The organism is Pseudomonas sp. ChxA (assembly GCF_030263855.1).
Classification (GTDB): Bacteria; Pseudomonadota; Gammaproteobacteria; order Pseudomonadales; family Pseudomonadaceae; genus Aquipseudomonas; species Aquipseudomonas fluorescens_CB.
In genome coordinates, this window is sequence record NZ_JARPMK010000002.1 from 1,040,665 (window position 1) to 1,054,207 (window position 13,543).

11 protein-coding genes are annotated in these 13,543 nt (G+C 61.3%); 8 read left to right on the top strand and 3 right to left on the bottom strand.

The features are described from left to right. Window positions 1-392: 392 nt before the first annotated feature. The 7 genes from P5706_RS30530 (at window position 393) to yccS (ending at window position 11,138) form a co-directional block, all read left to right on the top strand. Window positions 393-1,835 (top strand): TldD/PmbA family protein, encoded by a 1,443-nt coding sequence (locus P5706_RS30530; protein ID WP_285684054.1) that lies wholly within the window; start codon window positions 393-395, stop codon window positions 1,833-1,835. Then, window positions 1,835-3,151 carry a TldD/PmbA family protein gene (locus tag P5706_RS30535; protein ID WP_285684056.1) on the top strand — a complete coding sequence of 439 codons (1,317 nt, stop codon included), beginning with the start codon at window positions 1,835-1,837 and terminating at the stop codon, window positions 3,149-3,151. Before P5706_RS30530 ends, P5706_RS30535 begins: the two co-directional genes overlap by 1 nt. Window positions 3,152-3,545: 394 nt before the next feature. Further along, on the top strand, window positions 3,546-4,436 hold the full coding sequence (locus P5706_RS30540) for an alpha/beta fold hydrolase (protein ID WP_285684058.1): 891 nt from the start codon (window positions 3,546-3,548) through the stop codon (window positions 4,434-4,436). A gap of 35 nt (window positions 4,437-4,471) precedes the next feature. Continuing rightward, window positions 4,472-5,899, top strand: coding sequence for a multidrug transporter subunit MdtD (gene mdtD, locus P5706_RS30545; protein WP_285684060.1), 1,428 nt, complete (start codon window positions 4,472-4,474; stop codon window positions 5,897-5,899). Between the two features lie 130 nt (window positions 5,900-6,029). Next, entirely contained in the window at window positions 6,030-7,367 is a 1,338-nt protein-coding gene (gene dbpA / locus P5706_RS30550; protein ID WP_232626477.1) for an ATP-dependent RNA helicase DbpA, read from the top strand. A 161-nt stretch (window positions 7,368-7,528) separates the two neighbouring features. Next, window positions 7,529-8,707: a BaiN/RdsA family NAD(P)/FAD-dependent oxidoreductase gene (locus P5706_RS30555; RefSeq protein WP_285684062.1), complete on the top strand. Its 1,179-nt coding sequence runs from the start codon at window positions 7,529-7,531 to the stop codon at window positions 8,705-8,707. 247 nt (window positions 8,708-8,954) lie between these two features. Continuing rightward, window positions 8,955-11,138: a YccS family putative transporter gene (gene yccS, locus P5706_RS30560; RefSeq protein WP_138813523.1), complete on the top strand. Its 2,184-nt coding sequence runs from the start codon at window positions 8,955-8,957 to the stop codon at window positions 11,136-11,138. A 94-nt stretch (window positions 11,139-11,232) separates the two neighbouring features. On the opposite strand, the gene P5706_RS30565 is transcribed toward yccS, so the two are convergent. Next, window positions 11,233-11,970 carry a substrate-binding periplasmic protein gene (locus P5706_RS30565; protein ID WP_200430393.1) on the bottom strand — a complete coding sequence of 246 codons (738 nt, stop codon included), beginning with the start codon at window positions 11,968-11,970 and terminating at the stop codon, window positions 11,233-11,235. Window positions 11,971-12,168: 198 nt separating this feature from the next. Here P5706_RS30565 and P5706_RS30570 point away from each other — a divergent pair, with 198 nt between their 5' ends. Then, window positions 12,169-12,621 (top strand): GNAT family N-acetyltransferase, encoded by a 453-nt coding sequence (locus tag P5706_RS30570; protein ID WP_200430394.1) that lies wholly within the window; start codon window positions 12,169-12,171, stop codon window positions 12,619-12,621. Window positions 12,622-12,726: 105 nt separating this feature from the next. Here the strand turns inward: P5706_RS30570 and P5706_RS30575 are convergent, their stop codons facing one another. Continuing rightward, window positions 12,727-13,023 carry a winged helix-turn-helix domain-containing protein gene (locus P5706_RS30575; protein WP_285684067.1) on the bottom strand — a complete coding sequence of 99 codons (297 nt, stop codon included), beginning with the start codon at window positions 13,021-13,023 and terminating at the stop codon, window positions 12,727-12,729. A 19-nt stretch (window positions 13,024-13,042) separates the two neighbouring features. Continuing rightward, a complete protein-coding gene (locus tag P5706_RS30580; protein WP_017139389.1) occupies window positions 13,043-13,543 on the bottom strand; it encodes a M48 metallopeptidase family protein in 501 nt (166 codons plus the stop codon).

Genomic DNA, 13,543 nt, shown 5'->3' on the forward strand with positions numbered 1-13,543 from the left:
CAGCGGGAGCAAGCTCCCTCGCCACCGGTGATTGATCACCCAGTCGGCCCTACCGCGCAGTAACCGATACCTCTGTGGCGAGCGAGCTTGCTCGCGCTGGAGTGCGAAGCGCTCCCAGGATTTTGGGGCCGCTACGCAGCCCAGCGGGAGCAAGCTCCCTCGCCACCGGTGATTGATCACCTAGTCGGCCCGACCGCGCAGTAACCGATACCTCTGTGGCGAGCGAGCTTGCTCGCGCTGGAGTGCGAAGCACTCCCAGGATTTTGGGGCCGCTACGCAGCCCAGCGGGAGCAAGCTCCCTCGCCACGGGTGATCAGCTTTCCTTGATCAGCTCCCCGCCCCAGGCCTACTCTGTTGCCTGCCCGCGATGAGCCGCCCACAAGGAAGGCCCCATGTTCGACAAACAACCCACCCTCAAGCAGCACTTCAGTGCTCTGCGCACCCGCGCCGAATTTTTCTCGCTGCGTTATGTGCGCGAATCCGGCCAGTACCTGTCGGTACGCAAGAACGTCGCCGAGCCGCCGCACCTGAGCCACGACGAGGGCGCGATGCTCACCGTGCGTCTCAATGGCGTGGAAGCCTACGCCGCAACTAACGATATTTCCCTCGCCGGCCTGCAAGCCGCCCTTGAGCGCGCCGAGCAGCAAGCCCGGCAGATTTCGCCCCACGCCCTGCTCGACTTGCATACACAACAGGTCTCCAGCGACGTGGCCGACTATTTGTCGCCCGACCTCGACCAGCCCTTCCCATCCCTGAGCGACTGCTACCAACTGCTCGGCGATGAGTCCGCCAGCGTGCCCAAGGATGAGCGCCTGGTCAGTTGGGAAGTCAGCCTGGGCACCACCCACGTTGAGCAGATCTACCTCAACAGCGCCGGTGCCGAACTGCGCCAGGCCCAGCGTTTTGTCTTTCCGGGCCTGAGCGTCACCGCGTTCGACGGCAACGACAGCCAGACCCGTACCCTGGGCGGCACCAACTTCGGCCAGCAAGGCAGTGCGAACGTGATTCGCCGCTTCGGCCTGGCCGGCGCCGCCCGCACAGTCGCCGACGAAGCCCTGCAACTGCTGCTGGCGCCGAACACGCCCCACGGCCCACGCGACCTGCTGCTGATGCCTGACCAGATGATCCTGCAGATCCACGAGTCCATCGGCCATCCGCTGGAACTGGATCGCATCCTGGGCGATGAGCGTAACTACGCCGGCACCAGCTTTGTGAAGGCCAGCGACTTCGGCCACCTGCAATACGGCTCGCCGTTGCTCAACGTGACCTTCGACCCGGACATCCCCGAACAGCTCGCCAGCTACGGGCATGACGACGATGGCACGGCTGCCAGCAAACAATTCCTGATCCGCGATGGCCTGCTGCTCCGTCCCTTGGGCGGCGCGCTGTCGCAATTTCGCGCGAGCCTGCCAGGCGTGGCCAACAGCCGCGCGTGCGGCTGGAATCGCCCACCCATTGACCGCATGGCCAACCTCAACATCGAGGCCGGCGACAAGACCCAGGCCGAACTGGTCAGCGGCATCGAGCACGGCATTCTGATGAGTACCAACCGCTCCTGGTCCATTGATGACGCGCGCAATAAATTCCAGTTCGGCTGCGAATGGGGCCAGTTGATCGAAAACGGCGAACTCAAGGGCGTGGTCAAAAACCCCAACTACCGCGCCATCTCCGCGCAGTTCTGGCGCAACCTCAGCGCCGTCGGCGACGCCAGTACCTTCCAGGTTTTAGGCACGCCCAACTGCGGCAAAGGCGAACCCAACCAGGTGATCCGCGTGGGCCACGCGTCACCTGCCTGTGTGTTCAGTGATATCGACGTGTTTGGGGGAGATGCCTGATGAACAACTTCAAGGCACTGGTGGACTGGCTCAAGCAAGCCGTCACCGACAAGGAACACTTTCACTTGGGCTACGCTGACGAGTCGTCCGAGTTTGTGCGTTTCAACCACGCCAAGGTGCGCCAAGCCGGGCAGGTACAACAGGCCAGCCTCAACCTCAAGCTGATCAACGATGGCCGCCACGCCGACCTCGGCATCACCTTGGCGGGCGAGCCGGAGCTGGATCGCCAGCGCCTCGCCGATGGCCTGCAACAACTGCGCGAAACCCTGCCATTGTTGCCGCAGGATCCGTACCTGCTGCTGAACCATAACGCCTGGCAAAACCACAACGAACAACTGCGACCGCTGCCGGAGCTGGCCCAGGTGCTGGCAGATATCAGCCAGGCCGCCGAAGGTGTGGACCTGGTCGGCTTCTACGCTGCCGGCCCAATCAGCCGTGGCTTTGCCAGTTCCGACGGCGCGTTCGGCTGGCACCAGGCCAATAGTTTCAACTTCGATTTCAGCCTGTTCCACGCCAACGGCGAAGCAGTGAAGGCCAGCTACGCCGGGCACACTTGGGACAGCGTCGAGTTCACTGAGCGTTTCCTGCGGGCGCGTGAACAGCTGGAATTCCTCGGCCGCCCGCTGCATAAGCTGCCTACCGGCCAGTACCGCGCCTACCTCGCCCCGGCGGCGCTGGAAGAAATCTTCAGCATCGTCACCTGGGGCGGGTTTTCCGCCCAGGCCATCGCCAGCAAAGGCAGTTGCTTGCAAAAGCTCTATACGGGTGAGCAGTCGTTAAGCCCGCTGGTGAAGGTCGACGAACAGATCAGTGGCTCGTTGAGCCAGGCGTTTTCCACCGAAGGCTACCCACGCGGCGACGTCCCCCTGATCAACGCCGGCAAAGCCGAAGGCCAGTTGATCAACTCGCGCAGCGCGGCCGAGTATGGGCTGAGTACCAACGGCGCCAGCAGCGACGAGTCGCCCAGCGCCTTGCAGATGGCCGCCGGCAGCCTGGCCCAGGCCGATATCCTCAAGCAATTGGGCACTGGCTTGTTCATCAGCAACCTGTGGTACTTGAACTACTCGGACTTGCCGGCGGCACGCCTGACCGGCATGACGCGCTTCGCCACCTTTTGGGTCGAAGACGGTGAGATCAAGGCGCCGGTCAGCACCATGCGCTTTGACGACAGTGTCTACAGCCTGCTCGGTTCGCAGCTGGAAGCGCTGACTGCTGAGCGAGAACTGCTGCTGTCGGCGAGCACCTACAGCCAGCGCAATACCTCGTCCAACCTGCTGCCGGGTGCGCTGGTCAAGCGCCTGACGCTCACTCTGTAAATACAACTCCCTGTGGGAGCGGGCTTGCGTGGGGGACGGCTTGTGTGGGAGCTGGCTTGCCTGCGATGCAGTCACCTCGGTGTGTCAGCCACACTGCAGTGATGCCATCGCAGGCAAGCCAGCTCCCACATAAGCCTGATCCCACATAGGCCAGCTCCCACATAGGCCAGTTCCCAAACAGACCTGCTCCCAATACAAGCCTGTTCCCACATAGGCTTGTATTGATTTCAGACACCTCGTTTCATCCCTTCCTACCGCAAAATCCTATCTGACACTTCTCCCCGTGCGGCCTGTTGTCGCCCGCAAAAAACCTCGTTATAACGGTTAGTGGCATCCCGCCACCTACCCCACGAGAGCACGACCTTGCCCGGGAAGGGCAAGCTGGAGCGTTGGCATGAACCATGGAAGTTTTGTCATAGAGAAGCTGTTCAAACACTACAACGTGCATGTTGAGCAGCTAGGAAACGATTCGGGAAAAAAGACTGTCTTGATGGTCAACGGCGCGCTGTCCACCACACGCTCGTTCGCACGGACCAGCAAATGCCTGGCGGAGCATTTCAATGTGCTGCTGTTCGACCTGCCGTTCTCCGGCTATTCGCGCGAGCACAACACCGACCTCGACCTTGTAACCAAGGACGACGAGGTGCAAATCTTGCGCGCGCTGGTGGAGCGCTTCGAGGTCAACCATCTGGTGTCGGCCTCCTGGGGCGGTATCTCCACCTTGCTGACCCTGGCCCACAACCCGCCGTCCATCGAAAGCTCGGTGGTGATGGCCCTGGCGCCCAACCTCAACCAAGCCATGCTCGACTACGTGGAGCGCGTGCGCGTACTGATCGAGGCCGATGACAAATCCGCCGTCGGCCACTTGCTCAACGAGACCGTCGGCAAATACCTGTCGCCGCGCCTCAAGCGCAACAACCATCGCCACCTGTCGAGCATGGCCACCACCGAATACCGCCAGGCGCGTTTTCATATCCATCAGGTGCTGGCCTTGGGCGATGGCAACTACCTGCCGGCACTCAAGCAGATTGAAACCCCGGTGCACTTTCTCAATGGCGCCCTGGATGAATACACGCCGGCGGCCGAGGCCCAGTTCTTTAAGCACTATGTCGGCCGCAGCAGCTTTGCGGTCGCCGAGCACACCGGGCACTTGCTTGATTTGGAGTCGCGCGAAGCGGCCATGGCGGTGCACCGTGCGCTGTTGGATTTCCTGGTGGGAGAGCACGCAACCCTGTCGGAATTAGACGAACCGCCAGTGGGAAAAGGGGCGACGGATGGCGCATAATCGCCGACACATAGCCTGCTAATAAAAGGGTTCACATGCCGAATCGCGCCCCTCTCGATGCCAAGACCGCCCGCTGGCTACCCTGGGTGGTAGCGATTGCCTTCTTCATGCAGTCGCTGGACGGGACGATTCTAAACACCGCCCTGCCCGCCATGGCGCGGGACTTGGCGGAAAACCCGCTGCGCATGCAAGGGGTGGTGATCGCCTACATGCTCACCGTCGCCTTGCTGATCCCGGCTTCGGGCTGGGTGGCCGACCGCTTCGGCACCAAAAAAATCTTCTTCGGCGCGATCATGCTGTTCAGCATCGGCTCCTTGCTGTGCGCCTTGTCGAGCAGCTTGACCATGCTGGTGGGCGCGCGGGTCATCCAGGGTTTGGGCGGTGCACTGATGCTGCCGGTCGGGCGGCTGGTGGTCTTGCGTGCTTATCCGCGCTCCGAACTGGTGCGCATCATGGGTTTCATCACCATACCCGGCCTGCTTGGCCCACTGCTCGGCCCGACCATGGGCGGCTGGATGGTGCAATACCTGACCTGGCACTGGATCTTCCTGATCAACCTGCCCGTGGGCATGGTTGGTTGCTACGCCGTGTGGAAATTCATTCCCGACTTGCGCGGCAGCGAACGCACGCGCTTTGACAGTGTGGGGTTTGTGCTATTTGGCGCGGCGATGGTGCTGATCACCATTGCCATGGAAGGCCTGGGCGAACTGCACCTGCCGCACCTGCGGGTGATGTTGCTGCTGTTCGGCGGGCTCGCCTGCCTGGCCGCGTACTGGCTGCGCGCCGGGCATATCGATAACCCACTGTTCTCGCCGGTGCTGTTCAAGACCCGCACCTTTGCCGTGGGCATCCTCGGCAACCTGTTCGCCCGGTTGGGCAGCGGCGCGCTGCCGTTTCTGGTGCCGTTGCTGCTGCAGGTGGCACTGGGTTACTCACCCTCGGAAGCCGGCATGAGCATGCTGCCGCTGGCGGCGGCGGCGATGTTTGCCAAGTCCATCGCGCGGCCACTGATCGAGCGGCTGGGCTATCGCATTGTGCTCACCGGCAACACCCTCGCGCTGGGCATCATGCTGGCCAGCATGGGCCTGGTCAGCGAACACACGCCCTACCCGCTGCTGCTGTGCATGCTGGCGGTGCTGGGCGCGATCAACTCGCTGCAATTTACCGCGATGAACACCGTCACCCTGATCGACCTCGACGACGCCCAGGCCAGCAGCGGCAACAGTTTGCTCTCGGTGGTGGCGCAACTGTCCTTGAGCCTGGGCGTAGCCTGTGCCGGTGCCCTGCTCGGCGGCTTTACTGCCGAAGCGGGCAATGACGGCGTGGAAAGCGTACTGGGCGCGTTCCAACTGACTTTCCTTACCGTCGGCATCATGGCCATGCTGGCGGCCGCGATCTTCCTGCAACTGTCGCCAAAAGACGGCAAACGGGTGGTCAGCCGCGAGCACGACCTTGAGCATTAACAGGTTTCTCGTCTAGAACTTGCAGGGAAAATCCCACAGGGCTGGTACACTGCGCGACATTTTGTTTTGCAGAGCCAGTCCCGTGACTACCATCGCCACCGCTTTTAATACTTTGCCCCTGTCCGCCGCCATGCTGGCTAACCTCGACTCGCTGGGTTACGTCGAGATGACGCAGATCCAGGCGCAAAGCTTGCCGGTGATCCTCAAGGGGCTGGACCTGATCGCCCAAGCCAAGACCGGCAGCGGCAAGACCGCCGCCTTCGGTATCGGCCTGTTGAACCCGATCAACCCGCGTTACTTCGGCTGCCAGGCGCTGGTGATGTGCCCGACGCGTGAGCTGGCCGACCAGGTCGCCAAGGAAATCCGTCGCCTGGCGCGTGCCGAAGACAACATCAAGGTACTGACCCTGTGCGGCGGCGTGTCCCTCGGCCCGCAGATCGCCTCGCTGGAACACGGTGCCCACGTGATCGTCGGCACGCCAGGCCGTATCCAGCAACACCTGCGCAAAGGTTCGCTGGTGCTGGACGGCCTGAACACGCTGATCCTCGACGAAGCCGACCGTATGCTCGACATGGGCTTCTACGACGCCATCGAAGACATCATCAGCAAGACCCCGCCACGCCGCCAAACCCTGCTGTTTTCGGCCACCTACCCGGTGAGCATCAAGCAACTGGCCTCCAAGTTCATGCGCGCGCCACAGCAGGTGAAGGCCGAAGCCTTCCACTCCGACGACCAGATCGAGCAGCGTTTCTATGAGATCTCGCCGGAAGAGCGCATGGACGCGGTGACCAAGGTACTGGCGCACTTCCGCCCGGCCTCGTGCGTGGCGTTCTGCTTTACCAAGCAGCAAGTGCAGGAAACCGTGGATCACCTGACCGCCAAGGGCATTTCCGCCGTCGGCCTGCATGGCGACCTGGAGCAGCGCGACCGTGACCAGGTACTGGCGATGTTCGCCAACCGCAGCACCTCAGTGCTGGTTGCCACTGACGTTGCCGCGCGTGGTTTGGACATTGACTCGCTGGACATGGTGATCAACGTCGAACTGGCCCGTGACTCGGAAATCCACATCCACCGCGTGGGCCGTACCGGTCGCGCCGGTGAGACCGGCATCGCCATCAGCCTGGTGGCACCGTCCGAAGCGCACCGCGCCCAGGCCATCGAGCAACTGCAAAAGTCGCCGCTGAACTGGGACCAACTGGACAACCTCAAGCCGCAAAGCGGCGGCCCGTTGCTGCCGCAGATGAGCACGCTGTGCATCGCCGCCGGCCGTAAAGACAAGGTGCGCCCAGGCGACATCCTCGGCGCACTGACGGGTGACGCGGGGATTCCGGGTGCCCAGGTCGGCAAGATCGCGATCTTTGATTTCCAGGCGTTCGTGGCCGTAGAGCGCGGGATCGCCAAGCAGGCGTTGCAGCGTTTGAATGACGGCAAGATCAAAGGCCGCTCGTTGCGCGTGCGGATCTTGTAACAACACGCATATTTACTGTGGAAACCGAATCAATGTGGGAGCTGGCTTGTCGAATCGTCGCACCGCTGCGATAGCGGTGGTGAATTCACTACAGCCATCGCAGGCAAGCCAGCTCCCACATTTGATTGCATTCCAAGGCAATCTTTTGTGAGGACACCGTTTTGCGCTCGACCGAAGTTGTGATCATTGGCGCCGGCGCCGCAGGCTTGATGTGCGCACTGACCGCCGCCGGGCGTGGGCGCAAGGTGATACTGATCGACCACGCCAACAAGGCCGGCAAAAAGATCCTGATGTCCGGCGGTGGCCGCTGCAATTTCACCAACATGTACACCGAGCCGGCCAACTTCCTCTCGCACAACGCGCACTTCTGCAAATCCGCCCTGGCCCGCTACACCCAGTGGGATTTCATCGGGCTGGTGGCCAAGCACGGCGTGCCGTACCACGAGAAAAAACTCGGCCAGCTGTTCTGCGATAACAAGTCCAGCGACATCCTCGGCATGCTGCTCGATGAATGCATCCAGACCGGCGTTAGCCTGCACCTGGACACCTCCATCGAGGAAATTGCCAAAGTCGACGGCGGCTATCAACTGCAAACCACCTTGGGCGAACTGCGCTGCGAATCCCTGGTGATCGCCACCGGCGGCCTTTCGATTCCGACCCTGGGCGCCACCGGTTTCGGTTACCAGGTGGCCAAACAGTTCGGCCACGAACTGCTGCCGACCCGCGCAGGTTTGGTGCCGTTTACCATCACCGATCAGCTCAAGGAACTGTGTGGCGAGCTGTCCGGTACGTCCGTGGACTGCCTGGTGAGCTGCAATGACCAGAGCTTTCGCGAGAACATCCTGTTCACTCACCGCGGCCTCAGTGGCCCGGCGATTCTGCAGATTTCGTCGTATTGGGAATCCGGCGACACGGTGGAAATCAACCTGCTGCCCGATCACGACGCCCACACCTGGCTGCAACAGCAACAGGTCGAGCACCCCAACAGCGAGCTGAAAACCCTGCTGGGTGAGATCTTCACCAAGAAGATGGCCAACCTGTTGGCGCAGATCTGGTTTGTGTCCAAGCCGATGAAACAATACACCCACGCCGAAGTGGCCGACATCGCGCAAAAGCTGTCGAGCTGGCAGTTGGTGCCGGCGGGCACCGAAGGCTATCGCACGGCCGAGGTAACGCTGGGTGGCGTGGACACGCGGGAAGTGTCGTCCAAGACCATGGAATCGCTGAAAAGCCCAGGCTTGTACTTCATTGGTGAAGTGTTGGATGTGACCGGTCACCTCGGTGGGTTCAACTTCCAGTGGGCCTGGGCTTCCGGCTATGCGGCCGCGCAATACGCCTGAAGAATGTGCGCAGTCAACATGTGGGAGCTGGCTCGTCGAATCGTCGCACCGCTGCGATAGCGGTGGTGGATTCACCGCCGCTATCGCAGCGGTGCGACGATTCGACAAGCCAGCTCCCACAGTAGTTTCGTGGTGTTCTTAGGATGTTGGCTGGAATAAATTTTGCTGTTACATGTGATCGCCACGCTTGCCGTGGCGTCATTACTGGCTCAATTTAGCGGCATCGTCCCGGAAGACTCCAGACTTCATGTCATCGACCTCGTTCAAGCAGTCCATGCGGCGCCTGTGGGCGCTGGATAAATTCAGTTACAGCGTTCGGGTGTTCATCGCCCTCACCGGCAGCATGGCGCTGTGCTGGTATCAAAACGAAATGACGTTGCTGATCCCGCTGTTCCTGGGGATTATCGCCAGCGCCCTGGCCGAGACCGATGACAGTTGGCAAGGCCGCCTGAATGCGCTGGCGGTCACGCTGGTGTGTTTCAGTGTCGCCGCACTGTCGGTTGAGCTGCTGTTTCCTTATCCGTGGATCTTCGCCATCGCCCTGGCCCTGGCCAGCTTCTGCCTGACCATGCTCGGCGCGTTGGGCGAACGTTACGGCGCGATTGCTTCGGCAACGCTGATTCTGTCGGTGTACACCATGATCGGCGTGGACCAGCGCGGTGGCGCCGTCACCGATTTTTGGCATGAGCCATTGCTGCTGGTGGCCGGCGCCGCGTGGTATGGCGTGCTGTCGGTGCTGTGGCAGGTGCTGTTTTCCAACCAGCCGGTGCAGCAAAGTCTGGCGCGATTGTTTCGCGAGCTGGGGCGTTACCTCAAGCTCAAATCGTCACTGTTCGAGCCGATCCGCCAACTGGATGTGGAAGCGCGCCGCCTGGAACTGGCCCAGCAAAATGGCCGGGTGGTGGCGGCGCTGAATGCCGCCAAAGAAATCATCCTGCACCGCGTAGGCAATGGCCGCCCAGGTTCGAAAGTCAGCCGTTACCTGAAGCTGTACTTTCTGGCCCAGGATATCCACGAACGCGCCAGCTCGTCCCACTACCCTTACAACGCCCTGGCTGAAGCCTTCTTCCACAGCGACGTGCTGTTCCGCTGCCAGCGCCTGTTGCGCCAGCAAGGCAAGGCCTGCCAGGCGCTGGCCGAATCGATCCAACTGCGTCAGCCGTTCATTTACGACGACAGCTTCGCCGAGGCGCTGGGCGACCTGAACGCCTCGCTGGAGCACTTGCGCATCCAGAGCAACCCGGCCTGGCGCGGCCTGTTGCGCTCGTTGCGTGCGTTGGCCGCGAACCTGTCCACCCTCGACCGCCTGCTCGGCGATGCCAGCAACCCCGACTCCCTCGCCGACGCCACCGACAGCAGCCTGCTGGACCGTGCACCGCGCAACCTCAAGGAAATGTGGACACGCCTGCGCACGCAACTGACGCCGACCTCATTGCTGTTCCGCCACGCCCTGCGCCTGCCGCTGGCACTGAGTATCGGTTATTGGATGGTGCATTTGATCCACCCGTCCCAAGGCTACTGGATCATCCTCACCACCCTGTTCGTGTGCCAGCCAAACTACGGCGCCACCCGGCGCAAGCTGGGCCAGCGGATCATCGGCACCGCCATCGGCCTGACCGTGGCCTGGGCGCTGTTCGACCTGTTCCCAAGCCCGCTGGTGCAGTCGATGTTCGCCATCGCCGCAGGCCTGGTGTTCTTTATCAACCGCACCACCCGCTACACCCTGGCCACGGCGGCGATCACCTTGATGGTGCTGTTCTGCTTCAACCAGGTGGGCGATGGCTACGGGCTGTTCCTGCCAAGGCTGTTCGATACCTTGCTGGGCAGTTTGATTGCAGGCCTGGCGGTGTTCCTGTTCCTGCCGGACTGGCAAGGCCGGCGCCTGAACAAAGTGCTGGCCAACACCCTGACCTGCAACAGCATTTACCTGCGCCAGATCATGCAGCAATACGCCGCCGGCAAGCGCGACGACCTTGCCTACCGGCTGGCGCGGCGCAATGCGCACAATGCCGATGCGGCGCTGTCGACCACGTTGGCGAATATGCTGATGGAGCCAGGGCATTTCCGTAAAGAGGCCGATGTGGGCTTCCGCTTCCTGGTGCTGTCGCACACGTTGCTCAGTTACCTGTCGGGGCTCGGCGCGCACCGTGAAACCCAACTGCCCGCCGATGTGCGTGAGCATTTGATCGACGGTGCCGGTAACAGCCTGGCGGCAAGTATCGACGAAATCGCCACGGGGCTGGCCAACAAGCAGCCCATCGCGATTCAGAGTGATGCCGAGGAAGCGTTGGCGGCGGACCTGGAGCAGATGCCCGATGAGATCGATGAAGGGCAGCGGTTGGTGCAGACGCAACTGGCGTTGATCTGCCGGCAGTTGGGGCCGTTGCGCACGTTGGCGGCGCATTTGATCAAAGATACCAGCGCGGCGTAGACCGCCCTCGCAGGCAAGCCAGCTCCCACCTTTGAAGGTGTTCGCCATTCAAAATGTGGGAGCTGGCTTGCCTGCGATGGGGCCAGCAGAAACACTACATCCCATGCTCCTTCATCAACCGCGCATAACTGCCATCTGCCTTCATCCGAGCAATCTCCCGATCAAAGCTGGCCACGATCTGTTGATGCTCGGGGTTCTTCAGGCTTACCAGAATATGCAGGCTGTTCTCGCTCAACGGCTTGGGTAAAAACTCCACCGCGTTGCGCACCCGTGGCGACTCCCGCGCCAGGTAATAGCGGGCCACAAACTCATCTTCCAGCGTCAGCTTGACGCGTTTGGCCGCGAGCATACGCACCGCCATGGCGAAGTTGTGTACCGGCACTTTCTGCAACTGCGCATCCTCGTCGAACGCCGCCGAATAGGCATAACCGCGCACCACGGCGATGGGGTCGTCGTGCAGTTGTTTCAGGTTCTGATAATCGATCGGGTCGTCGCGCCGCTTGATAAACCGCACGCGGTTAAGCAGGTATTCGCCGGAAAACTGGCCCAGCTTAGTGCGGGCTTCGTCGTACCAGGCGTTGATCAACACGTCATAACGGCCATCGCCCACGCCCATCAGCGCTCGCGCCCAGGGCACCTGTTCGAAATCACTGGCATAGCCTGCCCGGGCCAGCGCCGTACTGACGATATCGGTGGCCAGGCCGCCGTTGATCAACGTGGAATCGGTAAAGGGTGGCCAGGCATCCGCCACCAGGCGCAGGCGCTGCGCCACCGCCGGCTGAGCCAGCAACAACACTCCTATCAAAGCAACGGCACGAGAAAATCGCGGCATGCTCAAAGTCCTTGGCGGGCAGGCATTGGCCTGATAACAGTAGCTCATCAATGAGCCTGTATTGCAGATTACACAAAGAAGCCTGTGGCAATCGGACTGAATGATGGCAAATTGACGCCATTCACAAAAATGCTCAATTTAGACAGGACGGGCGGCGGCGCTTACTATCGGCCACAGACATTAATAAGGGAAAACGCCATGACGGTTGAATGGGTCTGCAAACATCACGAAGACCTCGGCAAAGAGCAGCTGTACACCATTATGCGTCTGCGCAATGAGGTGTTCGTCGTCGAGCAAAAATGCGTTTATCAAGACCTCGACGGGCAAGATCTTTCGGGCGATACCCACCACTTGATGGCCTGGAAAGATGACGTGCTGGTGGCCTACCTGCGCCTGCTGGACCCGCAATCCCAGGGCGGTGATGTGGTGATTGGCCGGGTGATCGTCGCGCCCGTAGCACGCGGTACCGGGTTGGGGCACCAGATGATGGAAGCAGCCCTCAAGCGCATTGAAGACATCTGGCCGCAGACACCGATCTATCTGTCAGCCCAGGCGCATTTGCAAGGGTATTACGGCAAGTATGGGTTTGAAGTGGCGGGTGAGGAATACCTGGAGGATGACATTCCCCATATTGGTATGCGGCGCCAGTAAGGACGCCATCGCAGGCAAGCCAGCCTCCCACATTTTGATTTGCGAACACTTCAAGTGTGGGAGCTGGCTTGCCTGCGATGGGGCCAGACCTGCTGGGCACCCTGTTCAGGGATAACCCAACACCTGCTTGACCGACACCAGGTTCGCCTCGATCCAGCGCCGATCAATCGCGCCCCAGCTACGAATCCGATAACGCCCGGCATGATTGCGCGCGCCGTCCTCTTGCTCAAACTCACACACAATATCCAGATCAGCCAACGCCGCAATCGTGTCCTGCGCCGTGCGCCGTGGCATGCCGGTGGCATCGGTAAGGGCCGGCACGTTGCTGGCCTGGCCGCTGTCGATCAGGTAGGCCACATACAGGCGGCGATAAAAACTGCTTTTGGTCTTGCTCACATCCATGGTCGAACGCCTTGTGAAGTTAGGGCTTGCCCTGCAAGTCGCGATACGTGAGGTACACCCGTAGGTCGAATTCCACCTGATGGTAGCCCGGCATCATGTACTCACAGAGTTTATAGAACGCCTTGTTGTGGTCCGATTCCTTGAAGTGCGCCAACTCGTGTACCACGATCATGCGCAGAAACTCCGGCGCGGCCTCCTTGAACAAGGCGGCAATGCGGATCTCTTTCTTGGCTTTGAGGTTGCCGCCCTGCACCCGTGAAATCGTGGTGTGCAGGCCCAGGGCGCGGTGGGTGAGGTCCAGGCGGTTGTCGAACAGCACTTTGTCGATGGCCGGCGCGTTACGCAGGTGTTCCTGCTTGAGCGCCAAGGCATAACTGTATAACGCCTTGTCGCTCTGCACGCCGTGGCGTTCGGGGTAACGTTGCTCCAGGTAGGCGCCCAACTGGTCCTTGGCGATCAATTGGCGCACTTGCTCCTGGAGCGCTGCGGGGTAGGCCTGGAGGTATTTCAACGCGGTCAT

Bases quoted from the DNA above. Each gene is read 5' to 3' on its own strand.
- P5706_RS30535 (WP_285684056.1), top strand. From the start codon at position 1,835: ATGAACAACTTCAAGGCACTGGTGGACTGGCTCAAGCAAGCCGTCACC.
- yccS (WP_138813523.1), top strand. From the start codon at position 8,955: ATGTCATCGACCTCGTTCAAGCAGTCCATGCGGCGCCTGTGGGCGCTG.
- dbpA (WP_232626477.1), top strand. From the start codon at position 6,030: ATGCTGGCTAACCTCGACTCGCTGGGTTACGTCGAGATGACGCAGATC.
- P5706_RS30580 (WP_017139389.1), bottom strand. From the start codon at position 13,543: ATGACCGCGTTGAAATACCTCCAGGCCTACCCCGCAGCGCTCCAGGAG.
- P5706_RS30530 (WP_285684054.1), top strand. From the start codon at position 393: ATGTTCGACAAACAACCCACCCTCAAGCAGCACTTCAGTGCTCTGCGC.
- mdtD (WP_285684060.1), top strand. From the start codon at position 4,472: ATGCCGAATCGCGCCCCTCTCGATGCCAAGACCGCCCGCTGGCTACCC.
- P5706_RS30540 (WP_285684058.1), top strand. From the start codon at position 3,546: ATGAACCATGGAAGTTTTGTCATAGAGAAGCTGTTCAAACACTACAAC.
- P5706_RS30570 (WP_200430394.1), top strand. From the start codon at position 12,169: ATGACGGTTGAATGGGTCTGCAAACATCACGAAGACCTCGGCAAAGAG.
- P5706_RS30565 (WP_200430393.1), bottom strand. From the start codon at position 11,970: ATGCCGCGATTTTCTCGTGCCGTTGCTTTGATAGGAGTGTTGTTGCTG.
- P5706_RS30575 (WP_285684067.1), bottom strand. From the start codon at position 13,023: ATGGATGTGAGCAAGACCAAAAGCAGTTTTTATCGCCGCCTGTATGTG.